27 protein-coding genes are annotated in these 25,584 nt (G+C 34.8%); 15 read left to right on the forward strand and 12 right to left on the reverse strand.

What is annotated here, in order from left to right:
• Positions 1-26: 26 nt before the first annotated feature.
• Both folE and ACZZZI_RS09800 read right to left on the reverse strand, forming a co-directional pair.
• Positions 27-650 carry a GTP cyclohydrolase I FolE gene (gene folE / locus ACZZZI_RS09795; RefSeq protein ID WP_316754681.1) on the reverse strand — a complete coding sequence of 208 codons (624 nt, stop codon included), beginning with the start codon at positions 648-650 and terminating at the stop codon, positions 27-29.
• Between the two features lie 12 nt (positions 651-662).
• On the reverse strand, positions 663-1,073 hold the full coding sequence (locus ACZZZI_RS09800) for a 6-pyruvoyl trahydropterin synthase family protein (RefSeq protein ID WP_316754683.1): 411 nt from the start codon (positions 1,071-1,073) through the stop codon (positions 663-665).
• 133 nt (positions 1,074-1,206) lie between these two features.
• Between ACZZZI_RS09800 and mqnB the strand changes: the two genes are divergently transcribed.
• Both mqnB and ACZZZI_RS09810 read left to right on the forward strand, forming a co-directional pair.
• The gene (mqnB, locus tag ACZZZI_RS09805; protein ID WP_463489323.1) at positions 1,207-1,830 is read left to right on the forward strand and encodes a futalosine hydrolase; all 624 of its coding nucleotides are present in this window, start codon (positions 1,207-1,209) and stop codon (positions 1,828-1,830) included.
• A 40-nt stretch (positions 1,831-1,870) separates the two neighbouring features.
• Positions 1,871-2,698, forward strand: coding sequence for a menaquinone biosynthesis family protein (locus ACZZZI_RS09810; RefSeq protein ID WP_344768436.1), 828 nt, complete (start codon positions 1,871-1,873; stop codon positions 2,696-2,698).
• Positions 2,699-2,715: 17 nt separating this feature from the next.
• Here the strand turns inward: ACZZZI_RS09810 and ACZZZI_RS09815 are convergent, their stop codons facing one another.
• The 3 genes from ACZZZI_RS09815 to ACZZZI_RS09825 all read right to left on the reverse strand — a co-directional run bounded on the left by ACZZZI_RS09815 (position 2,716) and on the right by ACZZZI_RS09825 (position 6,057).
• On the reverse strand, positions 2,716-3,411 hold the full coding sequence (locus ACZZZI_RS09815; protein ID WP_463489324.1) for a response regulator transcription factor: 696 nt from the start codon (positions 3,409-3,411) through the stop codon (positions 2,716-2,718).
• A gap of 191 nt (positions 3,412-3,602) precedes the next feature.
• Positions 3,603-5,438, reverse strand: coding sequence for a sensor histidine kinase (locus tag ACZZZI_RS09820; protein WP_463489325.1), 1,836 nt, complete (start codon positions 5,436-5,438; stop codon positions 3,603-3,605).
• 250 nt (positions 5,439-5,688) lie between these two features.
• Positions 5,689-6,057 (reverse strand): DUF3127 domain-containing protein, encoded by a 369-nt coding sequence (locus tag ACZZZI_RS09825; protein ID WP_316754691.1) that lies wholly within the window; start codon positions 6,055-6,057, stop codon positions 5,689-5,691.
• 70 nt (positions 6,058-6,127) lie between these two features.
• Here ACZZZI_RS09825 and ACZZZI_RS09830 point away from each other — a divergent pair, with 70 nt between their 5' ends.
• The 10 genes from ACZZZI_RS09830 to def all read left to right on the forward strand — a co-directional run bounded on the left by ACZZZI_RS09830 (position 6,128) and on the right by def (position 16,827).
• On the forward strand, positions 6,128-7,306 hold the full coding sequence (locus tag ACZZZI_RS09830) for a THUMP domain-containing class I SAM-dependent RNA methyltransferase (protein ID WP_316756812.1): 1,179 nt from the start codon (positions 6,128-6,130) through the stop codon (positions 7,304-7,306).
• 316 nt (positions 7,307-7,622) lie between these two features.
• Positions 7,623-7,904: a helix-turn-helix domain-containing protein gene (locus ACZZZI_RS09835; protein ID WP_344768431.1), complete on the forward strand. Its 282-nt coding sequence runs from the start codon at positions 7,623-7,625 to the stop codon at positions 7,902-7,904.
• Between the two features lie 77 nt (positions 7,905-7,981).
• Complete coding sequence (locus ACZZZI_RS09840; protein WP_463489326.1) at positions 7,982-8,626, forward strand: HD domain-containing protein; 645 nt, start codon at positions 7,982-7,984, stop codon at positions 8,624-8,626.
• A 102-nt stretch (positions 8,627-8,728) separates the two neighbouring features.
• A complete protein-coding gene (locus ACZZZI_RS09845) occupies positions 8,729-9,256 on the forward strand; it encodes a hypothetical protein (RefSeq protein ID WP_344768427.1) in 528 nt (175 codons plus the stop codon).
• A gap of 89 nt (positions 9,257-9,345) precedes the next feature.
• The gene (locus tag ACZZZI_RS09850; protein WP_463489327.1) at positions 9,346-10,605 is read left to right on the forward strand and encodes a putative DNA modification/repair radical SAM protein; all 1,260 of its coding nucleotides are present in this window, start codon (positions 9,346-9,348) and stop codon (positions 10,603-10,605) included.
• Between the two features lie 18 nt (positions 10,606-10,623).
• Positions 10,624-11,388: a TIGR03915 family putative DNA repair protein gene (locus tag ACZZZI_RS09855; protein WP_463489328.1), complete on the forward strand. Its 765-nt coding sequence runs from the start codon at positions 10,624-10,626 to the stop codon at positions 11,386-11,388.
• 34 nt (positions 11,389-11,422) lie between these two features.
• Positions 11,423-12,448 carry a sensor histidine kinase gene (locus tag ACZZZI_RS09860; protein ID WP_316754703.1) on the forward strand — a complete coding sequence of 342 codons (1,026 nt, stop codon included), beginning with the start codon at positions 11,423-11,425 and terminating at the stop codon, positions 12,446-12,448.
• A 166-nt stretch (positions 12,449-12,614) separates the two neighbouring features.
• Positions 12,615-14,765 (forward strand): S9 family peptidase, encoded by a 2,151-nt coding sequence (locus ACZZZI_RS09865; RefSeq protein ID WP_316754705.1) that lies wholly within the window; start codon positions 12,615-12,617, stop codon positions 14,763-14,765.
• A gap of 133 nt (positions 14,766-14,898) precedes the next feature.
• Complete coding sequence (locus tag ACZZZI_RS09870) at positions 14,899-16,131, forward strand: M16 family metallopeptidase (protein ID WP_463489329.1); 1,233 nt, start codon at positions 14,899-14,901, stop codon at positions 16,129-16,131.
• Between the two features lie 135 nt (positions 16,132-16,266).
• Positions 16,267-16,827 (forward strand): peptide deformylase, encoded by a 561-nt coding sequence (gene def / locus ACZZZI_RS09875; protein ID WP_316754709.1) that lies wholly within the window; start codon positions 16,267-16,269, stop codon positions 16,825-16,827.
• 67 nt (positions 16,828-16,894) lie between these two features.
• Here the strand turns inward: def and ACZZZI_RS09880 are convergent, their stop codons facing one another.
• The 4 genes from ACZZZI_RS09880 to ACZZZI_RS09895 are packed head-to-tail and all read right to left on the reverse strand — an operon-like array spanning position 16,895 to position 19,440.
• The gene (locus ACZZZI_RS09880) at positions 16,895-17,383 is read right to left on the reverse strand and encodes a hypothetical protein (protein WP_316754711.1); all 489 of its coding nucleotides are present in this window, start codon (positions 17,381-17,383) and stop codon (positions 16,895-16,897) included.
• Positions 17,384-17,392: 9 nt separating this feature from the next.
• Positions 17,393-18,031 carry a peptidase associated/transthyretin-like domain-containing protein gene (locus ACZZZI_RS09885; protein WP_316754712.1) on the reverse strand — a complete coding sequence of 213 codons (639 nt, stop codon included), beginning with the start codon at positions 18,029-18,031 and terminating at the stop codon, positions 17,393-17,395.
• 52 nt (positions 18,032-18,083) lie between these two features.
• Positions 18,084-18,329 (reverse strand): NifU family protein, encoded by a 246-nt coding sequence (locus ACZZZI_RS09890; protein ID WP_316754714.1) that lies wholly within the window; start codon positions 18,327-18,329, stop codon positions 18,084-18,086.
• 34 nt (positions 18,330-18,363) lie between these two features.
• On the reverse strand, positions 18,364-19,440 hold the full coding sequence (locus ACZZZI_RS09895) for an Mrp/NBP35 family ATP-binding protein (RefSeq protein WP_344768409.1): 1,077 nt from the start codon (positions 19,438-19,440) through the stop codon (positions 18,364-18,366).
• A 130-nt stretch (positions 19,441-19,570) separates the two neighbouring features.
• On the opposite strand from ACZZZI_RS09895, the gene ACZZZI_RS09900 reads away from it, so the two are divergent.
• The 3 genes from ACZZZI_RS09900 to ACZZZI_RS09910 are packed head-to-tail and all read left to right on the forward strand — an operon-like array spanning position 19,571 to position 23,026.
• Positions 19,571-21,724 (forward strand): transglycosylase domain-containing protein, encoded by a 2,154-nt coding sequence (locus ACZZZI_RS09900; RefSeq protein ID WP_463489330.1) that lies wholly within the window; start codon positions 19,571-19,573, stop codon positions 21,722-21,724.
• A 44-nt stretch (positions 21,725-21,768) separates the two neighbouring features.
• Positions 21,769-22,311: a hypoxanthine phosphoribosyltransferase gene (hpt, locus tag ACZZZI_RS09905; RefSeq protein WP_463489331.1), complete on the forward strand. Its 543-nt coding sequence runs from the start codon at positions 21,769-21,771 to the stop codon at positions 22,309-22,311.
• Positions 22,312-22,366: 55 nt separating this feature from the next.
• Positions 22,367-23,026, forward strand: a complete 660-nt coding sequence (locus tag ACZZZI_RS09910) for a phosphatidylserine decarboxylase family protein (RefSeq protein WP_316754723.1) — start codon at positions 22,367-22,369, stop codon at positions 23,024-23,026.
• Between the two features lie 75 nt (positions 23,027-23,101).
• On the opposite strand, the gene ACZZZI_RS09915 is transcribed toward ACZZZI_RS09910, so the two are convergent.
• The 3 genes from ACZZZI_RS09915 to trmD form a co-directional block, all read right to left on the reverse strand.
• The gene (locus ACZZZI_RS09915) at positions 23,102-24,271 is read right to left on the reverse strand and encodes a mechanosensitive ion channel family protein (RefSeq protein WP_344768403.1); all 1,170 of its coding nucleotides are present in this window, start codon (positions 24,269-24,271) and stop codon (positions 23,102-23,104) included.
• Between the two features lie 139 nt (positions 24,272-24,410).
• On the reverse strand, positions 24,411-24,758 hold the full coding sequence (gene rplS / locus ACZZZI_RS09920; protein WP_344768401.1) for a 50S ribosomal protein L19: 348 nt from the start codon (positions 24,756-24,758) through the stop codon (positions 24,411-24,413).
• 137 nt (positions 24,759-24,895) lie between these two features.
• Complete coding sequence (gene trmD, locus ACZZZI_RS09925) at positions 24,896-25,570, reverse strand: tRNA (guanosine(37)-N1)-methyltransferase TrmD (RefSeq protein ID WP_424057689.1); 675 nt, start codon at positions 25,568-25,570, stop codon at positions 24,896-24,898.
• Between the last annotated feature and the right edge of the window lie 14 nt (positions 25,571-25,584).

Below are 25,584 nucleotides of genomic sequence, written 5' to 3' on the forward strand. Positions count from 1 at the left end.
TCAAAATGCCTTTTAGGCTTTGCAGATTAATCCAAACTTGCGGTTATTAATCTTAAAAATTCTGATCTTGTTTTATCGTTACTTAAAAATGTACCCGTAAAAGCCGAGGTTGTAGTAACCGAATTTTGTTTTTGCACACCACGCATCGCCATGCATAAGTGCCTGCATTCCATTACTACAGCAACGCCCATCGGACTTAAAGTATTCTGGATGCAATCTCTAATTTCATTGGTTAAACGCTCCTGAACTTGCAGTCTACGAGCAAATGCATCAACCACACGAGGGATTTTACTTAAGCCAACGATATGACCGTTAGGGATATATGCAATATGCACTTTACCAAAAAATGGAAGCATGTGGTGTTCGCACATAGAATATACTTCGATATCTTTAACTACAACCATTTGGCTATAGTCTTCTTCGAACATTGCCGATTTTAAAATCTCATCAGGTTTTAAATCGTAGCCATGTGTTAAATATTGCAAAGCTTTCGCAACGCGTTCGGGTGTTTTTATTAATCCTTCACGTTCTGGGTCTTCACCTAACTGACTTAAAATATCTTTATAATGGGTAGCTACAGCCTCAATTTTATCTTCGTTGTAACGATCTATCTTTGAATAACCGCTTGTATATTCTTCTTTATTGCTCATTAATATAGGTTTTTAACCAAAGTATTCAACATAGTTATTCTCAGTTTCGTAGATTTTAACGCAATGTAAAACTGCACCACTTTCAGCAATCGGAGCTAAAAGTTGTTCCCAAACGGCGATTGCTAAATTCTCTGTCGAAGCCAGTTTACCTTTCATAAAATCTACATCAAGATTTAAGTTTCTATGGTCAACCTTGTCTACAACATAAGTATTCATTACATCTTTTAGCCATTTCAAATCCACTAAGAAACCTGTTTCAGGATTAATTTCGCCTTTAACAGTTACATATAACCAATAGTTGTGTCCGTGCCAGTTCGGATTTGCGCACTTACCGTAAACTTCTGTATTTTTATCATCATCCCAATCGGTTCGGGCCAGCTTATGCGCTGCATTAAATGATGCTTTCCTTGTTATATAAATCATTATAAAAAAATAAAGTACAAATATACGTATTACCTTGAAAGGCTGATGATAATTATGGAAGATGTAATACCAATGATGAACTTAGCCGTTTAATATACGGAACTTTCGATGTGCTTTCTTTAACTTTAAACCCATGAAAACATTAGTTGTGGCTGCTACCAAAGCCGAGTTAACATTCCTGTATCAACATTTTAGTTTACAGGAAGGCGATTTCATCGAAGATAAAAACTTTGATGTTTTAATTACAGGCGTTGGAATGGTTGCCACAGCTTTCTCTTTGGGCAAACACTTATCTCCGAAGTATAACCTGGTTTTAAACTTAGGCATTGCAGGAAGCTTCGATAGATTAGTAGAGCTAGGTAAAGTGGTTAACATTACTGAAGATACTTTTGCCGAACTTGGTGCAGAAGATGGGGAAAATTTTATTGCCATTACCGATCTAGGCTTTGGAGAGAATACTTATAAGAGCAATAGCACCATAAATACAGGTTTGCCAAAAGTTTCGGGCGTTACGGTAAATCGGGTTAGCGGTAACGACAAAAACATTAAAAATTTAATTAAACGGCTAAATCCAACTACAGAAAGTATGGAAGGTGCTGCCATTTTATATGCCTGCCATTATGAAAAAATAGATTGTTTGCAAATACGAAGCATATCCAACTATGTTGAGCCACGCAATAAAGATAATTGGAAAATTGGTTTAGCAATAAAAAACCTAAACGATTGGGCAATCTCTTTTCTTACAGATATGAATTGATTATGACGAAGTAATTTATTAAAGCCCTTAATTTTGGAGTATGAAACTTACACTTGGTTTTTCTCCCTGCCCAAACGATACTTTTATTTTCGATGCGTTAATTCACAACAAAATTGACACTGAAGGCTTAGAATTTGAGGTTGTTTTTGATGATGTAGAAACATTAAACCAAAAAGCGTTACGAGGTGAATTAGATATCACAAAACTAAGTTTTCATGCATTTGCTTATGTAGCTAATAAATATGCTTTGCTTGATGCTGGTAGCGCATTAGGATTCGGTGTTGGGCCATTGCTAATTAGCAAAAACCAATTTCAAGGCGAGCTTAATGCCGATTTAAAGGTTGGTATCCCTGGAAAATATACTACAGCGAATTTCCTTTTAGGCATTGCTTACCCACATTTGCAGAACAAAGAAATAATGGTTTTCTCGGAAATTGAAGCGGCGTTGATTGATGAAAAAATTGATCTGGGCCTAATCATCCATGAGAATCGTTTTACTTATCAGGATAAGGGATTGAATAAAATTGTTGATTTGGGCGATTATTGGGAAAAACTTACGGGCTGTGCTATTCCTTTAGGTGGAATTGTAATTAACAGAAATTTAGATCGCGAAATTCAATTAAAAGTAAACCGCTTGGTTCGTCAATCGGTAGAATATGCATTTGCACATCCAAAATCGTGTATTGAGTTTATTCGCGAACACGCACAAGAAATGGATGAGGCTGTAATGTACAAACACATAGAGCTTTATGTAAATAAATACAGTATTAATTTAGGGCAAGAAGGCCGAAAAGCAATTGATACTTTATTTACCCTTGCGCAGGAAAGAAATTTAATTCCTGCGGTTCAACAAAATTTGTATGTTTAAATAGTGATTTTCGAAGTTTAGCTTACCAAAAGTTTGTAGCCTTTTCCGTGTACGTTAATAATTTCAACCTGAGAATCGCCTCTTAAATATTTACGAAGTTTGCTCAAAAACACATCCATACTGCGCCCGTTAAAATAATTATCATCGTGCCAAATGGTGAGCAAAGCTTCTTCTCTGGTTAAAACAGCATTTTTCTTTAAACACAATAAGCGTAATAGTTCTGCTTCTTTTGTTGATAATTTTTGAATCTGATCTTCATTGGTAATAATTTGCGTCGTGTAATCAAAATTATATTTACCAATGGTGAATAAACTTTCCTCAGCCTCATCGCCATTATTCGATTTATTTGACACGCGTTTAAACATCGCATTTATACGTAGTAAAAGTTCTTCAATACGAAATGGTTTTGTGATATAATCGTCGCCACCTAAATCATAGGCCGCAGATTTATCTTCGAGCATAGTTTTAGCTGTTGCAAAAATAATTGGCACCTGTCCGTTTACCTTTCTAATATCCTTACCTAAAGTAAATCCGTCTTTTTTAGGCATCATTACATCTAAAATACATAGGTCGAAGCTTTGCTTGTTAAATGTCCTTAAACCATCTTCGCCATCAGTACATAAAACAACATCGAACTTGCCCTTTAACTGTAAGTAATCTTGCAATAATAAACCTAGATTCGGATCGTCTTCTACCAGAAGTATTTTTTTCATTTTTTTTAGTTTATTCGTGTAAACGCTCTTTTCACTAAAAACGCTACCACTTAAGGTTTGATTCAGATTTTGCATCAGGGTTTAATTTAAGTTGGATATACTTATAATTAAGCCATATTAGTTAAATTATCCCTGCTATTACTCAATGTATCGATAAAGCCCCGCTTTGTACCGATAATTGATTTGTATGTTTATAAAGGTAAAGATATTTCGAAAGTAGTTCCCTTATCTTTTTCGCTCCTTACCTTAATTGTTCCATTCTGTTTTTTGATGATATCCTGTACATAATTCAGCCCAAGACCAAAGCCTTTAACATCGTGTAAGTTACCAGTTGGTACTCTGTAAAACTGGTCGAAAATTCTTTTCGAATGCTCCTTAGTCATACCAATACCTTTATCAGAAATATCTATAATTAAATTTTTACCCGAATTTTTGGTAGTAATGGTTATTTCTGGCGAATCATTACTGTACTTATTTGCATTATCAATTAAATTATACAACACATTCGAAAGATGAAGTTCATCACCGAAAACGACTGCATTTTCTGCATCGGTATTTACAGTTAAAATTGCATTTTTCTTTTGAAGCTGCAGGCTCATGCTATCCAAAACGATCACAATCAAATCGTTCATATCAACCTCTGCATTTTCCATTTTTAGCTCGCCTTTTTCTAAACGTGCAATACTCAAAACTCTTTCTATATGACTGCCGAGCCTAACATTTTCATCATAAATAATATTTGCAAGGCGTTTTAAACGCGATTTATCTTCAGTAACCTCTGGATCTTTAAGCGCCTCGCTTGCAATCATTATAGTCGCCACCGGTGTTTTAAACTCGTGTGTCATGTTATTAATGAAATCTGTTTTCATTTCAGAGATTTTTTTCTGCTTTAATATCGCATAAAGCGTATAACTGAATATAAAAACGAGTACAAGCAAAAGCCCAACCGAAGAAGCCAAAGTAGCACTCAAATTGCCAATAATAGCCGAGTTTTTATCTGGGAAACTAACTTCTAACATCCCTGGATCTCGAAATAAATCGTTGTTAAAAAGTTCGGTACGATAAGTATTACTGGGTAAAAATGCAAAATTAGGGTTCGATGCTTGCAAAAACAGCACGGAATCTTTTTCTGCAAGTTTAACCTGAAAGTTATAGTCTTGGGTGATATTATGATTTAAAAATTCCTTCTTTAATCTTTTATTTAAAGAGCCAAAATTAATACGTTCTAATATTGGTGTTTTTTCTTCGGATATTTCTCTGGCCACATCTTCCAGCATTTTATACCTCGAATATTCTGTCGGAACCTTGCCTAAAGCCGCAATCTGTATCTCAAGTTTTCGCTTTGCGATAGCATCTTCGCGTTTAAATTTCTTTTCTAAATCATCAGAAATTTTTGGCAACCCAAGCAATAATGGCTTACCTGTTTTCGATTCAAACACCTGGTACCTTATCGTATCTGGCAAATTTTGAGATGTTCTGAAGTTAAAAGTTTTTGTATCAGGCGAAAACAATTTAGAACGCATACTATAGCCTTTTATAACCAGGCTTTTAATGTCTACAACAGCGTCCATTTGCATATCTAACCGAGCAGACCCAAGCCCTGGTTTATCCAGGCTTGAAAGCGATGCATACTCTTTTTCGGTAATTACTTTTGGTGCCGAATAAGAGGTACGAATTAAACTATCTTGCTGGTTAAGATAATTTTCTATCTGATTTTCGCGTTCAGACTCTCTAAGTTCTGCAGCCTGAGCATATTGTTGCTTTAAATCCTTAATATCGAGCAAGCGCTGTCTAACATCCTGGCTTCTCTTTATTTTATTCTCTGCATCCTTTCTGGTAATTCGGTCTGCAGCACTAAGGCGTTGAATTTTATTAACAACAGATGTTAAAGTTTGATTTACCTGCTCATCAAAAAGTTGCGATTTTAGATTATAAGCTTCCCGTATGTAATACAATTGCATTACAAAAACGCCAAGCAAAGCTACCGTCATTAATACGGTAATAAACCAAAAACTTTTTTTCTTCATTAAACCCTCTTTGTCGGTTTTATTTAAATGAAACGACGATTAAAAAATTACGAATCAATATCTAAAAAACGAACTGATTGTAAAAATACTTAATAAGCCCTTGACACGTATGCTTTTAACATATTTTAACACGCAAAACACAAAGTGATTACAAAGCTTTTGTGTTGTTTTAAAGTTTTTAGTTAAAAAAAATGCCAGAGCAAAAGCCCTGGCATTTATCAAAATTGTTTACTTAAAAAAGATTCTTTATTTAGAAAGGCAAATCATCGTCTTCACCTGGTGCATTGCTTACATCAGCTGGTGCTGCATAAGCAGGAGTAGCTGCCGCTGTTGCTCCAGCTGCAATAGCATTGATTCTCCAGATTACCAAACTGTTAAAATATGATGTTTTTCCTGTTTTATCTGTCCAAGGACGGCCACGTAAATTAAAGAAAACTTCAACCTCATCGCCTGCTTTAAAACTATCTAATAATCCCGCTTTATCTTGTAATGCCTCAAAACGGATATATTCCGGATATGTTGGATTTTCTGCGTATTCTATTATTAAATCACGTTTTTTAAACGTTTCACTTACTTGTTGTGTGGCACCTACTTCGTGTACTTTTCCTTTAATTTCCATAACTAATACTAATATTGTACTCTAAACATCAAATCTCAATAATTTTATTGATAACTTCGCATATATTATGATGCAAGTTTTCCACAATAAAAGCAAGGTAATTATTACCTGCAACAAACGTCTTTCTCCATATTTACAAGATGAAGTTACGGCTCTGGGTTATACGATTGAAAGAGCGTTTGCTACAGGCGTTGAGCTAAATATCACCCTTACAGAGTGTATTAAGCTAAATTTAAACTTGCGCTGTGCCAGTCAGATTTTGTATTCAATTAAAAGTTTTAAGGCTGTTACGCCAGACGATTTATACAATGAAATTTCGGCTATTGAATGGGAAGAATTGATTGATTTTACGGGTTATTTTTCTGTAACTTCTAATGTTGATAACCCAAACATTACTACTCCGCTTTTTGCTAATCTAAAGGTTAAAGATGCAATTGTAGATCGTTTAAAAGAGAAAAAAGGCATTCGCCCAAATTCTGGTTCAGATGCAAATAAAACGGTTGTTCATTTATACTGGAAAGATGCAGAAGCTGATGTTTTTATGGATACATCGGGCGAAACTTTAGCCAAACACGGTTATCGCAAAATACCTGGCAAAGCACCAATGTTAGAGGCATTGGCTTCTGGTGTTATATATGCAACCAAATGGGATAAAAAATCGCCTTTTATAAACCCAATGTGTGGTTCTGGAACATTGGCAATCGAAGCTGCCTTAATTGCTACTAATCGTGCGCCAGGTTTATATCGCATGAATTATGGTTTTATGCATATTATGGGCTATAATGAGGAAGAGTTTTTCGCTGAAAGAAGGATTTTAAAAGATCAGGTAATTAAAAATATCGACTTAAAAATTGTTGCTTCCGATTTATCTGAAGATGCAGTTGAGGTTACACGTAGGAATGCAAAAACTGCAGGTGTTGATACTTTAATTGATTTTCAGGTTTGTGATTTCGAAATTACACCTGTTCCTGAAGGCGAAGCTGGCGTAGTCGTTTTTAACCCAGAATACGGCGAACGGTTAGGTGTTCACAGCAAATTAGAGCTTACCTATAAACGTATGGGTGATTTCATGAAAAAAGATTGCAAAGGTTATACTGGTTATATTTTTACAGGAAATCCTGATTTAGCAAAGAAAATTGGATTAAAGGCATCACAAAAAGTAGAATTCTACAACGGAAAATTAGATTGCCGTTTATTAGAATATGAGTTATATGATGGAAGTCGCAGAGCGCCTCTTGTTGAAAATTAGGCAACAACCATCACTCTTATCAAAGTAAAATATTACCACGGGAACTCAGATTCTCGTGGTAAATTATGTTTCTACAATTTGTAAGTCTTAGTATATAGGCACAGTATATTCGGCAGCATATTAAAAACCCATTCGATTGAGCAAATAAAGTATTTGAAAAATGATAAATCATTCTTTTTATTCATTCTTTTCCAATTTAATATTTGCTTTATTCATTCCTAAACCCCTATTTAGAGTAAAAATTACGCCTATTGAAATCCTTTGTTGAACAATTTGCGTACTTATTGGTATTAGTATATAAAAAATATCGTTACCTATGGAAGATCTATTGGCTTTAAAGACGAAGAATGTAGCCCGAAACATTAGAAAAATTAGAGAATATAGAGATTACACTCAAGATTATCTGGCCGCGAAATTAAAGATTTCGCAAAATGCATATAGTAAAATTGAACTCGGTTATAGTAAACTTACTATAGAGCGTTTGTTTCAAGTTGCAGAAATTTTAGATGTAGAAGCAACTCAACTACTTACGCTCGATCATGTAGAATTAATAAAAAGTATTTCTTCTGAGGAGAAAAAAACTAGCACAGTTAGTTAGTTTGTTATTTTCTTAAAAGCAAAATCAATTTCTTTTTACTGTATTTATTTCTGATACCTTTGAAGAAATTAGACCTCATGAATAATACAGTAAATTCGACTATAGATTTTGTTAAGCAAACCTTAGAAAATGCTGAAGCAGGCCACGATTGGTTTCACATCGAACGAGTTTATAAAACAGCAATAAACATTAACGAGGTTGAAAAGGGCAATACTTTGGTTGTTGCTTTGGCTGCGCTTTTACATGACATTGCCGATCCTAAGTTTAACAACGGTGACGAGGAATTAGGACCTTCTATTGCCGAAGATTTTTTAAAATCGATTGCAGTGGAGGAGGACATAGTTTCTCATGTAAAACTGATTATTCAAAATATGTCTTTTAAAAATAGTTTTGATGAGGTAGGTTTTACATCAATGGAAATGCAAATAGTACAAGATGCTGATCGGTTAGATGCTATAGGCGCAATTGGTATAGCCAGGGCTTTTACTTATGGAGGCTTTAAAAACCGTGTTTTATATAATCCAGCTATAAAACCCGAGCAGCATTTAACTAAAGAGAGCTACAAAAATACAAGCGCACCAACTATTAATCATTTCTACGAAAAACTATTGCTGTTAAAAGATATGATGAATACTGAAGCAGGAAAAGCTATAGCCTTAGAGCGCCATAATTTTATGCTTCAGTATCTTGAACACTTTTACAAAGAGTGGGAAGGAAACTAAACCCCTAAAAGGAGTAGGGTATTTATACCCTCCATAAAATACCCAAAAAGGGGTATTTTATTCAAGTGGTCAAGGTGTTACATTTATTAAAAAATTAACACCATGCAAACTTTCAATCTAAATTATCATAAAAACACCATCTTGTTGATTTCGATGATTGCTGTTCCAGTACTTATCGCTGGTGTAACCTTATTAATTTTACTTAGCCTACCATCGCACTTACCAGAATTTGTATTTATCACCATAATTGTAATCTCCGTTTTAATTATGGTTGCAACATTAAGATGGTTAATTAACAATGTTATTATCGTGCCATGCCAGGCAACCATTAGCCACGAAGGCATTTTTTTTACTTTAGAGAAAAAAAGCTTGCTGTATCAAACAAAGGAATTTTTCTCTGGATGGGAAAATGTAACGAGTATATCCGAAATATTTTGTTCAAAAACAGGTAGAAATTTCCATCGTATAACTTTTAGCAACCCAAGTATCACGGCTAACTTCAGTGCCATAAAATATAATGAATTAGAAGCTGATAAATTTTTTAATGACTTGAGTTATTATCAAGATACATACATGATCACTCATCCAAAAACACAAAAAAAAGTTTTTCAAAACTGGGCGCAAGGTTAAATTTATTCTTATAAAGAATAGGAATTAACACTTTTAATTACTAATATTTTTAGTTTTTTAAACTATCTTTGTTAGTAAACAGTCGTCCTATGTCTTTTGATAGAATTCGTGAAAAGTTAAATATTTTGGCCGATGCTGCCAAATATGATGTATCCTGCTCATCAAGTGGCGGAACAAGAAAAAATGATAGTAAAGGCCTAGGAGATAGTCATTCTTCAGGCATTTGCCATACATATACCGAAGATGGGCGATGTGTTTCATTGCTTAAAATTCTCCTAACCAATCATTGCATTTACGATTGCCTGTTTTGCGTTTCGCGAAAAAGCAATGATGTAAAACGTGCTGCTTTTACGGTAGATGAGGTTGTCGAACTGACTATGAATTTCTATCGCAGAAATTATATAGAAGGTTTATTTTTAAGCTCGGGAATTTTTAAAAATGCCGATTTTACAATGGAGCGTTTACTCTTGGTTTGCAAAAAGCTTCGCCTGGAACAAAATTATAATGGCTACATTCATTTAAAAACCATCCCTGGGGCAAGTGATGAATTAATTAAAGAAGCTGGCCTTTATGCTGATAGAATGAGCATTAATCTGGAAATGCCAACAGAAGTTGGGCTTAAACTCCTAGCGCCTGAAAAAAGCCATGCCGATGTAATTAAACCTTTAGATTTTGTGAACAAACAAATGATTCAGCTTCGCGATGAAAAGAAACTAATTAAACATGTGCCTAAATTTGTACCAGCTGGGCAAAGTACACAGATGGTAATCGGGGCAACTCCAGAAAGCGATAAAGATATTATGTACACCGCTAATGCTTTCTATAAAAATTTCGCTCTAAAAAGGGTTTATTATTCTGGCTACGTTCCAATTAGTAATGATACAAGGATGCCAATTTTGGGTACGCAGCCACCGCTTTTAAGAGAAAACAGGTTGTACCAAACCGATTGGTTAATGCGGTTTTATGGCTTTAAGGTTCAGGAAATTTTAAATGATGCAAACCCAAATTTGGATGTAGATATTGATCCAAAACTGAGTTGGGCAATACGAAATATGCAACATTTTCCTGTTGATATAAATACAGCAGATTACAAGATGATTTTACGCATTCCTGGTATTGGGGTTATGTCTGCACAAAAAATTGTTAAGGCACGGAAATTTGGTAAACTGAGAATCGATCAGCTAAAAAAAATTGGTGTAGCTTATAACCGAGCTAAACATTTTATTACTTGCGTGGATAGTCCTTATCAGATGAGAGATTATCAAGGCACGCAGATTAAGGCTTTTATTTTAGCTGAAAGCCAGAGTAAATACTTAAAAACGGATAGCAATCAAATGATTTTATTTTAAATTATTAGTAGGCTTACAATGACGTATATTTTCGATGGATCACTTCCTGGACTTTTAACTGCTGTGTTCGAATGGTTTGAACGTAAACCAGGAAAAGTAATGCTTAAATCCATCGATATTTTTCAGCCTGAAGCATTTGCTGAAAGTTTTACGGTGTTAACTGCATCAGAAAAAGCAGATAGAGTTTGGGCTGGCTTACAAAAGAAATTAAAAAAAGACTGGTTACGTAAATTTTATTGCAGCTACCTCTCCGAAATACCAGAAGCTTACAATCATCTGTTCCATTTTGCTTGTTATATTTTCCAAAATCCTGCAGGAGCCGAAAGCAATTATGGTAATGAAAATGTAATTGCCTTATCTAAATATGCTAAAAGTGTTGAGCGTGAAAAGCATAGAATGGAAGCCTTTATTCGTTTCCAGAAAACAGGCGATGGAATGTTTTATGCAAGTATTGATCCTGATTTCAATGTTTTACCGCTAATCTCCAACCATTTTAAAAATCGTTATGCCGATCAGCAATGGATTATTTACGATTTAAAGCGTAAATACGGCTTGCATTACAATTTAATCACTGTTGAAGAAATAACGATCAGTTTTACCAATGGAATTAATAAAGCAAAGCCCGAAGCTGTATTAATGGATGAAAAAGAAGAACTTTATGCCGCACTTTGGAAAGATTATTTTAAAAGTGCAAACATTGTAGCCCGTAAAAACACTAAATTGCATGTACAGCATGTGCCAAAAAGGTATTGGAAATATTTAACTGAAAAGCAACTCACTTAACATTCCATTAATATAAAAACCACTAAATTGCCGAATGAAATTAAGTGTATTGGTTTTATTCACCGCTTTGGCTGTCGCACTATCCATAGGGATGGTTAACTTTTATTTTCAACACAGCTTGTACTACCTTGCCATTTCTTTCGGCGTTTCTTTTTTAAGTAGTTTTTTAGTTTTCTATTATCTTTTAGAGAAATACATTTACACCAAAATTAAGCTGATTTACAAATTAATTCATAATCTTAAGCTTGGCAAAGATTTAAAGGATGCACTGGGCGAATATGTAAGTCCAGATCCAATTAACGATGTAGAACAGGAAGTAAAAGAATGGGCAGGAGCAAAGAAAAAAGAAATAGATTTGTTAAAAAAACAAGAACAATTTAGAAGAGAATTTCTGTCTAATGTATCTCATGAGTTTAAAACACCATTATTTGCTATTCAAGGTTATGTAGAAACTTTGCAAGATTGCATTGTTGACGACCCCGAAATGGCTATGAAATTTTTAAAGAAAGCCGAAAGCAATGTAGAACGATTAAGTTATTTAATAAACGATTTAGATGTTATTGCCAAACTGGAAACTGGCGAGGCACCAATAAATTATCTAAAATTTGATTTCGTTCAATTAGCTAAGGAGGTAATGGAGAATTTGGAAGATAGAGCCAAAGCTAAAAACATTAAACTTTTCTTCAAGGATAAATACACCGCAATAACACCTGTTATGGCCGATAGAGAAAAAATCCGTCAGGTTCTAATTAATTTAATGGTTAACAGCATTAAATACGGCATTGAAGGCGGAGAAACTGCTATTAAGATTTTCGAGCTTCACGATCAGGTTTTAATTGAAGTTACCGACAATGGAATTGGAATCGAGGAGAAACATTTGCTTCGTTTATTCGAACGTTTTTATCGTATCGATACACACCGTGCTCGTGAGGTTGGAGGTACAGGTTTAGGGCTTGCAATTGTAAAGCATATTCTCGAAGCTCATCAGCAAACTATTTCGGTAAGAAGCACACCAGGAATTGGCACAACCTTCGCTTTTACACTACAAAAGGCTGGTTAATTATCTGTATAAATAGAAATATCTTTTTCAAAAGATATTACCATTAAACACCATAGTCTTGTGATTGGTTTATTAGCTATTTGCTTCAAATCAAATCCGTTACACAAGCAAAATTAAAAGGTTCCGGGTTTTTTGTTAAATTGCGTTAACTAATCCCGAACCAATCATGAAACTTATCTTACCATCGCTGGTTTTGCTCAGCGCAATTTCGGCTTGTAACAACCCACAAAAGAAAGAAATGGAACCTATGAAATGGCCAGATGCTAAAGCTCCAATAGCAGAAATTATTCCTCATAATCGAATTATACATGGCGATACTGTAGCGGATAACTACTATTGGATGATCGATTATTTTAAGAAAGGCCCAGATAGCACCAAAGTAGTTGATTACTTAAAAGCAGAGAATAGTTATTTAGACACTATGATGAAAAGTACCGATGCTTTTCAGGCAGATTTGTTTAAAGAAATGAAAGGCAGAATTAAAGAAAAAGACGAATCTGTACCTGTTTTAAAAAATGGCTACTTTTATTATACAAAAACCGAAGATGGTAAACAATATTTTAAATATTGCCGTAAAAAGGGCAGCTTAACTGCTCGTGAAGAAGTGCTTCTTGATGTTGATGAAATGGCAAAGGGCCATGCTTATTACAGCGCCAGCGGATTTAGTATTAGTCCCGACAATAAACTACTTGCTTTTGGTGTTGATAAAGTTTCGAGAAGACAATACACCATAAACATTAAGAATTTAGAAACTGGCGAGATTTATAAAGATGCCATTACGAATACACAGGGGGCTGTGGCTTGGGCTAACGATAATAAAACCTTTTTCTATACGTCGAAAAATCCAGTTACTTTATTAAGTGAGAAGATTAAAAAACATCAGCTTGGTGCCGATGCAAAAACTGATGTAGTTGTTTATGATGAAAAAGATAATACCAACTATATTGGCGTTGGAAAATCAAAAAACGACAAATATATTTTCATTTCCTCAGCTGGAACATTAACTAACGAGTTTAGAATGATAGATGCTGATCATCCAGAATCGGCCTTTAAAGTTTTCTCGCCTCGTTCTAAAGATGTTTTGTACGATGTGTTGCCTGTTGATGGTAAGTTTTACATTACAACCAACTGGAATGCTAAAAACTTCCGACTAATGGAATGCCCATTAAATAATACCAGCAAAGAAAACTGGAAAGAAGTGATTCCAAACCGAAACGATGTCCTATTAGAATCTGGCGAAGAATTTAAAGATTTCCTTGTTTTATCTGAACGTAAAAACGGATTAAGAGAAATTCATGTTTTGAAAAACGACGGTAGCGATTATTATTTAAAGTTTGACGAACCTGTGTATGCTGCTGGTATTGGAGCCAATCCAGAGTATAACAGCAAAACGCTTCGATATTCTTATACATCTTTAGTTACTCCAAGCTCTACCTACGATTATGATTTGGAGAAAAAAGATAAAAAACTAATGAAACAACAAGAAGTTCTTGGGGGTTACGATGCAAAAGATTATGTATCAGAACGGGTGTTTGCGACGGCAAAAGATGGAACTAAAATCCCAATAGCTTTAGTTTATAAAAAAGGTTTGGATAAAAACGGAAAAGCACCATTATTGCTGTATGCTTATGGCTCTTACGGCTCCAGCACCGATGCAACTTTTTCTTCGCCAAGATTAAGTTTACTAAACAGAGGATTTGTTTTTGCTATTGCCAATATTCGTGGTGGAGAAGAAATGGGCCGCCAGTGGTATGAGGACGGAAAACTAATGAAAAAGAAAAACACATTTACCGATTTCATTTCAGCAGGAGAATATTTAGTTGATCAAAAATTCACTTCAAAAAATCATTTATATGCGCATGGCGGTAGCGCAGGAGGCCTATTAATGGGTGCAGTTGCAAATATGGCTCCAGATTTATGGAATGGTATAATTGCCGATGTGCCGTTTGTTGATGTGGTAAACACCATGTTAGATGAAAGCATTCCGCTTACTACAAATGAGTTTGATGAGTGGGGAAATCCAAAGAAAAAAGATGCTTACGACTATATGAAAAGCTATTCGCCCTACGAAAATGTAGAAAAGAAAGCTTACCCAAATATGCTGGTTACCACGGGCTTACACGATAGTCAGGTACAATATTTTGAACCTGCAAAATGGGTAGCCAAACTTCGGGCAACGAAAACCGATAAAAATGTTTTACTACTTAAAACAAACATGGAATTCGGCCATGGTGGTGCTTCAGGGCGATTCGATTACCTGAAAGATGTTTCTCTTAGATGGGCATTTTTATGCGCTCTTGAAGGTATCGAAAAATAGTTCTTCAATCTAAATCAGTTAGGCCAAAAGCTTAACTGATTTTTAGTTTTTATCATAAATTGATATCCTCTTTACAATTGCAATACTCTGAGTAGGAGGCATTGTAAGCAATTAGCTTTATCTTTGCCATCCAATGGAATACAATGTTCATACTTTATCTAACGGCATTCGCATATTGCATGTGCCTTCGGCTTCAGCAATATCTCACGCTTGCATTATTATTAACACAGGCTCTAGAGATGAACCCGAAAACAAAGCTGGCTTAGCTCATTTTATCGAGCACTTAATTTTTAAGCGAACCGAAAAACGTAGTACAAATCAAATTTTAAATCGATTAGAGAGTGTTGGCGCAGATTTAAATGCTTACACAACTAAAGAATATACTTGCGTCCATGCTTCTTTTCTAAACCCTTATTTAGATCGAACATTAGACCTTTTTAACGATATCATTTTCCACTCTACTTTTCCTGAGGAAGAAATGGATAAGGAGAAAAGTGTTATTTTAGATGAAATCGCATCTTACCTAGACCAACCTGAAGAAGCAATTAACGATGATTTCGAAGATATGCTTTTCGCAGGCCATGCATTGGGAAATAACATTTTAGGTACAACTGATTCTGTTCAGAATTTTACCAGGGAAGATGTTATCAATTTCAGAAAAGCGAATTACCGCACCAACGAAATCGTAATCGCAGTTTTGGGCAACTACACTTTAAACAGCGTGGTTAATAAAGGCACAAAACACTTTGCCGATGTTGAAGAAAATACACCAGCTAAAGAACGTTTCAAACCAGCTATTCTACAACAATCCAGTACAGCCATTTACAAGCCAATTATGCAATCGCATTGTATTTTAGGCACACAGGCTTATTCAACCTATCAGCATGAAAAAGTGCCTTTAATGTTATTAAATAACTATTTTGGCGGAAATGGCATGAGTTCTGTTTTGAATCTTCAAATTAGAGAGAAGTATGGAATTGCTTACACCATCGAATCAAATTTTTCTCCTTTAAGTGATACTGGGATCTTTTCAATTTACTTTGGAACAGATAAGGAAAAGCAAATTAAAGCGTTATCCCTAATCTTCAAAGAAATAAAAAAGCTTAAGGAAAAACCGCTAAACGAACTGCAATTACATAAAGCAAAAAACAAATTTATCGGTCAAATTGCTTTAGGCGAAGAAAATAGAATTGGCTTAATTATTTCGATGGCTAAAAGCTTAATCGACCACAATCAAATTGATTCTTTAGCAACCGTTTTCGAGAAAATTAACGCGGTAACTACCGATCAAATAATAAACGTGGCTAATGAAGTTTTAGATATAGAACAGCTGAATATCTTTACATTCTCGCCAATAGAGGAATAATTCTTATTTTTGTAAAATAATTACTGTAATCCTAAAACATCTTAGGTGTTTGAGTCTGTTTTCAACGAACTCAGATTGACAAAAGTATACCAAATTAATGAGTCGGATTTTAGATCTGAAAAAACACAACACATAATGAAATTACCTATAGTAGCTTACGGAGACCCTGTTTTAAAAAAAATAGGAACCGATATTGACAAAGATTATCCAGAATTGAAACAATTGATTAGCGATATGTTTGATACCATGTATTATGCAAATGGTGTTGGTTTAGCTGCACCTCAAATTGGTTTACCAATTCGTTTATTTATTGTAGATACCGGCGAAGATGAGGATGGAAATCCTGGCTACAAAAAGGTTTTTATCAATGCACAAATTTTAGAAGAAACTGGTGAACCTTGGTTTTTTAACGAAGGGTGTTTAAGTATTCCTGATATCCGTGAAAATATCTCACGTAAACCAAATGTGAAGATTAATTATCTGGATGAAAACTTTGTAGAGCACACAGATGATGTAGATGGAATGTCGGCCCGTGTAATTCAACATGAGTATGATCATATTGAAGGGAAATTATTTACAGACAAAGTAAGTGTTTTACGTAAAACGATGCTCAAAAGCAAACTGGACGCAATTTCTAAGGGAAATATAAAAACAGATTACAAAATGAAGTTTCCAAATAAAAGCAAGAAAAGATAAATTTCTTAATTAAAATATTGCAGGGAAAATGGAAACGTTTTCCCTTTTTTTATTTAATAAAATACCTCTATGCTTGTTCTCTTGCTTCAAGTATCTCAATCAAGATTTTTTTTACTGTTTTAGCATCGCTATTAAATGAAATCTTTGCTAACCCATAAGCAAATGCCAACATATTTAAAGGGAATAAACATCCTAAAATAATTTTAGAATCGTTGATCGCAGCTATTAAAATTACCAATAAAGCGAAACCTACAAAACTACACCACATTATTAAGAAAATAGAAACAAGAGGTTTCAATTTCATGTTTATTTTCACTAGAGTTTCTGTTTCTGTGATTTCCACTACACCGAAAATATCTGCCTTAAAACCGTTGCTGTAAGAAAGTACTCTGGAAATTTTAAACGAGTTTTCAGAAACAGATCCTTTAAATAGTCTTTTGTATTGCTTAAAGTGTTCTTGTTTAACAACTAATGTATTAGAAATTATTCTTTCCTTTACCTGAATCGGGGATAGGCTTGTAGATAATTCAAATGCCTTAAATGGCAAAAAATTCATCGTTAGCTACTAATTATCGCTTCGTTGTTTATCCCCATCAAAAATTTGTTGCATTAGCTTACCCCATGCAAAAGGATTTAACAAGGGATTGGTTTGAACCATGTTTTTGTTAATCATCCGATCGAAATTATATCGATAATTTTGGCTTCCTATTTCTCCAGCATCACGCGGTAAGGCTTGTATTAAGCCATTAATTGATGACCGCGAAAGGTTCTTTTTAGCAATTGCCAAATCGTCATCCGCTAGTTTCATAGAAAGAAATTCACGGGTAAATTCCTCTGTAGTTGCCCATGGAAAAACACGAACAGTAGGCAAATTAATTACCTCTGCTCTTAATTTTACCATGATAGTGTATTTACTATCTGGTGTACCTAATGGGATAATTGTAGAAAACTTTTTGTAACCAATTGCAGTAAACAAAATCGTATCGCCAGGATTTACAATAAAAGTAAAGTAGCCGCGGTAATCGGCACCTACCCTTTTACTTTTTGCAGAAAGATTCGTTATAGTAACGTAAGGAATTACATTGCCGCTATCGATATCAGTTATAATACCAGAAAATTGGATCAGTTTATCCTTGTCGGTTTTTTGTTGACCAAAAGCCGTGACAGAAAAAACAAGCAAGATTAGGGCAAAACAATATCTCATTAAGACAAAAGTAATTTTAATAATAAAACTTCGGTGTTAAATATTGTTAAAGCTATTCTTGCTCGGCCATGTTTAACGCAACAACCGATGTAATAGTTGGTACAGCTTTCATAATTGCCTGCTCAATGCCGGATTTCATTGTCATGAAACTCATTGGACAAGAACCACAGTTACCTAATAACTTTAGCTTAACCACGCCATCTGATGTAATTTCTTCAACAGAAACATCACCCCCGTCGGCCTTTAAATATGGTCTGATAGTTTCTAATGCTTGTTCTACTTGCTCTGTTAAATTCATTATTTGTTTATTAATTTATAAAAATAGTAATTTTTTAGCAATTCACCATTTGCGCATTGTTGATAGATATTTGCTGAGCAATTTTACTTGCTATATCTCCAAATATAACGTCCAACAATGGGTTTTCATTTAAAGCTACTGGCTTTCCATTATCCCCAGCCTCAGCAATACTCTGAATAATCGGAATTTCTCCTAAAAACGGAACGTCAAATCTTTCTGCAAGTTTTGTTCCCCCGCCTTTTCCGAAGATGTAATATTTGTTTTCTGGTAATTCTTCTGGCGTAAAGTAAGACATATTTTCGATTACGCCTAAAATTGGAATATTAATACCAGGCATGCGGAACATAGCTAAACCTTTATGTGTATCGGCTAATGCAACTTGCTGAGGTGTTGTAACTACAACAGCTCCCGAAATTGGGAAACTTTGCGTAATTGTAATGTGTATATCGCCAGTGCCTGGAGGCAAATCAACGATTAAATAATCTAGTTCGCCCCAGTTGGTATCGTTAAATAACTGCTTTACTGCATTCGAAGCCATTGGACCACGCCAAGGCACTGGTTGACCTGGATCAGCAAAAAAGCCCAACGACAATAACTTGATTCCGTATTTTTCAATAGGTAAGATTTTCGTTTTACCATCTGCGGTTTCTTCAGCTCCTGGTTTTGCATCAACCAAATCAAACATGGTTGGTACCGATGGGCCATAAATATCAGCATCAATTAAGCCAACTTTCGCACCATCTTTTGCTAAAACAACGGCCAAATTACTAGCCACTGTAGATTTACCAACACCACCTTTTCCAGATGAAACCAAAATGATGTTTTTGATGTTATCTAATGAAGATGAGTTTGTTGGCTGTGTAACTCTAGAGGTTATATTGATATTTATTTCCGCTTCTGCTGATACGAAATGCTTAATTGCATTTGTGCAGGCATTTTTCAACATATCCTTCATAGGGCATGCTGGCGTAGTAAGTTCGAGTGTAAAGTTTATTTGAGTATCAACTATTTGCAAATCCTTAATCATGTTTAAGGTTACCAGGTCTTTTTTAAGATCTGGATCTTCTACATTTTTCAAGGCATCTAAAACTTGTTGTGGGCTAATCTGCATTATATTAATTTAAATCCAAAATTAACAAAACATAGCCACAAATACTTTTATTTAGGCTTTTAAACTGTAATTTTAACACGAAATAAACATTTAATTGTTACGTTTAAGCAATTAACCATTTTAACACTATATGCGAATACCCAAAATTAACGTCCCAAAAAAATATTTAAAAATAGGTGCCTGGATTTTAGGCGTGTTTTTTATTGTTTGCATTGCGCTTGGAGCGGTTGCCTATAGCAAAAGGGAGGCACTTTTGAAAAAAATGGTAGCTAAGGCAATTGCTAAAGCTGACAAAGACTATAATCTGGATGTTAAAATTGGTTCGGCAGGATTTACGGGATTAAGCACCGTGAAAATGACTGCAATATCTGTTGTACCTAAAGACAGAGATACTTTGGTTAATCTTAACGAGCTTAGCGTAGGTGTTAAGTTGTTCCCTTTAATTTTTGGCAATGTTAAACTAGCAGAACTAAAGCTTAATGAGGGTTTTGTAAACATCGTGTTTAAAGATTCTATTAGTAACATCGACTTCATCCTTAAAAGAAAGAAAAAAGACAGCACCGAAACCAAAAGCAAAGTAAACTTATCAGAAATAGCCAGTAATTTATTAAACCAGGTTTTATACAAAATTCCTGATGATATGGATGTAAAAAACATGGTGTTTAAGTTAAATGATAATGATACAGCTAGACTAAGTTTTGCAACAGTGGCTACGATAGATGGCGGCGATTTAAAATCGACCATTAATGTTAATAACGGCGAATCTACGTGGCATTTCGATGGTTATGTTAATCCAGGAAGCAAGGAATTAAGTATTACCGCTTATGCCGATGGGAAGAAATTGGAGCTACCTTATCTAAACAATAAACTTCATGCAAAATTAAGTTTCGATACGCTTCAAACCGAATTAAAAAACGCGAAATATAGCGGAGATGATTATAAAATTTCAGGCTCGTGGTCGGTTAAAAACATGTTGATAAATCAGCCAAGAATTGCGAGTAATGATATAATTGTTCAAAGCGCCAAGCTTGACGCAGATGTTTTAGTCGGACCTAATTATATTGCACTGGATAGCACCTCTACAGCATATTTAAAAAATGCTTCAATTCATCCATACGTTAAATATACCTTAGGAAAAAATAAAATTTACGAACTTAAATTGGATGCTGAAGAACAAGATGCACAGGCTATTTTCGATGCGTTTCCACAAGGTTTGTTCGAATCGTTGGAAGGTTTAAAAGTTCAAGGTAAAATAAAATACAACCTAAACTTTCACTTAGACACTGCAATTCCAGATAGCGTTCGGTTCAGTTCTACTTTAACGCCGGTTGGTTTCAAAATTTTAAAATGGGGTAAAACCGATTTACAAAAAATTAACAGCCCTTTTGTTTATACGCCTTACGAATATGGTAAGCCGATGCGTGATATTACAATTGGCCCGTCGAATCCGAATTTTACACCACTTAATGCAATTTCCAAGAATTTTGTAAACTCCGTTCTAACGGCTGAAGATCCCTCATTTTTTACCCATAATGGTTTCGTAGAAGAATCTATTCGTAAATCAATTGCGGTAAATTTCAAAGAGAAGAAATTTAAACGCGGCGGAAGTACAATTAGCATGCAATTGGTAAAAAACATTTATTTAAGTCGCCAAAAAACGCTTGCCCGCAAAGCTGAAGAGATTTTAATAGTTTGGCTAATTGAACATAATCATTTGGTTAGCAAACAACGAATGCTTGAGGTTTATTTTAACATTATGGAATTAGGCCAAAACATTTATGGTATTGGTGAGGCTTCGAGATATTATTTCGGTAAGCAACCTGCTGATTTAACGATAGGTGATGGACTTTTCTTAGCCAGTATTGTACCTAAGCCTAAAGCGTCAATGTACAAATTTATGGCTGATGGAAGCTTGAAGCCGTATATGTTCAACTATTTCAGGTTTATGGGTAACATCATGGCAAGAAGAGGATTAACACCATCTGATACTTCTGGTTATGGCTTTTACAATGTTCGATTAAGAGAAGGATTACGTCGTTATTTAGCGCCAGACACAGCCGTTATAGACACAGCAGTTTTCGATAATGACGACGATAATGATGTTGCGCCTGTTGTTATGCAAGACAAAAACAAAAGCTTATTCGATCGGATTTTCGGCGGTGGAAAAAAAGATACAACAACTAAAATTTCAAAACCTATTGACACTGCAAAAACTAAAAAGCAGTTGAGACAGGAGCGTAGGGAACAGCGCAGAAAAGAAAAGGAACTGGAAAACGGGCAATAAATTATCTGATAATTACCGTTAACTTCGTCGCAAATAATACTAGCATGCACAAAATAAAAGTAGAGGATAAAGAGTTCGAGATTTTTTTAGAAAACGATACGATAAGCAAAAGAATTCGCCTATTAGGCATTCAAATGAACGTTGATTACGAGCAGAAATGCCCGTTATTTATTGGCGTACTAAACGGATGCTTTTTATTTATGGCCGATTTAATTAAAGAAATTAACGTTCCTTGTGAAGTTGCATTTATGCGTGTTGCATCATACGAAGGCACTTCAAGTTCTGGCAAAGTTAAAGAGTTAATTGGCCTGCCTGATGATATTGAAGGACGGGATATTGTTATAGTTGAAGATATTGTAGATACTGGCCTAACTTTAACACATATTTTAAAAACAATAAAAGAGAAAAACCCAGCCTCTGTAAAAGTGAGTTCTTTGTTGCTAAAACCTACGGCTCTTAAATATGAAATAGAAGAACTTGAATATATTGGTTTTGAGATTCCTAACGAATTTGTTGTTGGCTATGGCTTAGATTATAACGGACTAGGAAGAAATTTAACTGATATCTATAGGGCCACAGAAGCATAATTTATAGATAGGATTAATTTATTTTTCGCACCTTTGTTTCAAATTTTCTAGCACAATGACCATACACAAAGAAGGCTACACAACAATAGCTTTAAGCATATTATTTATTTTCATTATTAATGCACTTATAGATTACAAATATTATGATGTAACCTGGTTACGTTGGTTTGTTTACATCTTCTCTGCTGCATTATTTATTATTGTATTGCAGTTTTTCCGTAACCCAAGTCGTAGTTTTTCATCTGGCGAAAGCTTAGTTATTTGCCCTGCAGATGGAAAAGTTGTGGTTATTGAAGAAACAGAAGAAGGCGAATACTTTAAAGATAAACGTTTACAGGTTTCCATTTTTATGTCGCCAGTAAATGTGCACATTAATCGAAATCCAATTTCAGGCGTGGTTAAATTCTTTAAATATCACCCAGGAAAATACCTTGCGGCCTGGAATCCGAAATCTTCTACAGAAAACGAGCGTACAACCACAGTTGTAGAGCACAAAAACGGAACGCCTGTACTGTTTCGTCAAATTGCGGGTGCGTTAGCTCGCAGAATTGTTTGGTACGTTAAAGAAGGCGATCAGGTTGTTCAAACCGAACAGTTCGGATTTATTAAATTCGGATCGCGTGTTGATGTTTTTCTTCCCGTTGGAACAAAAGTTAACGTAGAACTTAATCAAGTAGTGAAAGGTGGAATAACAACCTTGGCCACGATTAGCTAAAAGGATTGTATAAAAATATAAAAGCCGATTTAGTAATTCTAAATCGGCTTTTTTGTTTGTTATTTTTAATAATGATTAATCCGTTGTGTCGTTTCCAACCTCTTTATCGTGTGCTGCTAATGGTATATCGCTAATTAATCTTTGTGTTGGATAAGCAAAATCAGATTTATTTTTCATTACAATATCCATAATCTCCAAATTTATTTCTTGTCTGATTTTTAGAAATTCTGCATTGTTTAAAATCACAACAAAATAAGAAACCTCAATATTCAATCCTGATTCTCCAAAACTTTTGAAAGAGGCACTTACATCTGCTGTTCCTTCTCTATTGCTAATATAATCTTCAATTTCGGAAACAATTTTCTTAACAGAGCCTGCGTTTGTTTCGTAAGTTAAGCCAATTGTAAATGCTACCTTCCGCGAATTCCTTAAAGAAAGATTCTCAAGAACTCCATCAATCATCCCCCGATTTGGTATTGTAGCCATCGTTTTCTCTGATGTTCGTATTCTAGTACTTCTAAAACCAACCTTTTCTACAGTTCCTTCAACTCCATCAACTTTAACCAAATCACCAACAATAAATGGTTTATCCAGAAAGATAGTGAACGAGCCTATCAAGTTCTCTAAACTTTCTTTTGCTGCTAAAGCAATAGCTATACCGCCAATACCCAATCCTGTAATTAAGGTTAATACATTTACTTCAAAAACAAAGCCTAAAAGTGTAAAAAAACCAATAAAGATTACAATGGTTTTGAATAGTTCTTTTAAAAAAGGTACAAGTTGATCATCAGATTTATTATCTGTTAACGATGCCTTATATAATAAAACATGACTGATAAAATCGATTATCCTTAAAATTATCCAAAAAGTAGATAGAATGATACCGAATAGAAATATTCTATCGATACAATCTCCAATGCTCACTGGAATCTGTTCTTTAACCTTACCTACAAGTTTGCTGTAGTGAAATATGGCAACTTCTAAAGGATGTTTTAACTGATTTATAGAAAGGTATAGCGTCGTTAAAAGGATAAAGGTTTCTATAGGCTTTACCAGCAGCGCAACAAAAGCTTCATCATGAGATTGATTTGAAAAGCTTTTGAATAGTTTAAATAAGAGCTTACTCAGAAGTCTCGAAACAATTCTTTTAAAAATTAAACCAACAAAAAGTATTCCGCCGAAAAGGCAATAAGCTTTTACCGTATTACCCCAAAAAACTTGCTCAAAAAATGCCGAATCTAACATAAAAAGAAAATTGAATAGCTGAAATGTACTTAATTCATTAATCGCAATAATTTGCAAATTATTATCTGAAAAGAAAATTATAAACAAAAAAACCTCCACGATTTAGATCGTGGAGGTTTATATCTTGTAATAAAGAATATTATTTTCTTAAAGACTTAATACGAGCTGCTTTACCAGTTAATGCACGTAAATAGAACAATTTCGCTCTACGAACTTTACCATAACTGTTAACTTCTACCTTCTCGATATTTGGAGAATTTACAGGGAAGATACGCTCTACACCTACACCGTTGCTCATTTTACGAACTGTGAAAGTTTCGTTAGCACCTGCACTGTTGCGTTGAATTACAACACCTTGGTAAATTTGAATACGTTCTTTATTACCTTCGCGAATTTTATAGTGTACGCTCACTGTATCGCCAGACTTGAACGCAGGAAAATCTTTTTTCGCGATGGCCTGCTCTTCAACAAATTTTACTAAATCCATGATTTTAAGCTATTAAATCGATATTTCAACCCGTGAAATTCGGATTGCAATATTAGGGATTTTTTTTTAATAAAAAAAACTAATTTTATTTTTTCCACAATCTTTTAGAATTCCACATTAAGATTGTGTAAACGCTTCTATTCCAAAAGGTCAGGCCTACGGATTTTAGTTCTTTCCAATGCCTGTTCATGGCGCCATTCGTTAACTTTTGCTTCATGTCCGCTTAACAAAACATCAGGTACTTTGTTCCCTCGCCAGTCAGCAGGACGGGTATAGACTGGCGCATCTAAGAGCTCTCCCTGAAAACTATCAGACAATGCCGATGTTTCATCATTTAAAACGCCAGGAATTAAGCGAACCACAGCATCAACCACAATAGCTGCGGGCAATTCTCCGCCACTTAAAACATAATCACCCACAGATATTTCTCGGGTAACAAAGATATCGCGTATGCGCTGATCTATGCCCTTGTAATGCCCGCATAAAATGATGATGTTTTTTTTAATGGAAAGTTCATTAGCCGTACTTTGGTTTAGCGTTACTCCATCTGGACTCATAAATATGATTTCATCATATTCACGTTCAGCCTGAAGTTTCTCAATACAAGCCGCAAATGGCTCTATGCTCATAACCATACCGCTTCCGCCACCGTATTGATAATCATCAACACTTTTTTGCTTGTTGGTAGAATAATCCCTTAAATTATGGACAACAATTTCTGCAATTCCTTTTTTTTGCGCTCGCTGTAAAATAGAATGAGCAAAAGGGCTTTCGAGCAAAGCGGGCAAAACGGTTATAATATCAAAACGCATAGGGCAAAGTTAAT

This window comes from Pedobacter sp. AC190, from assembly GCF_979258025.1.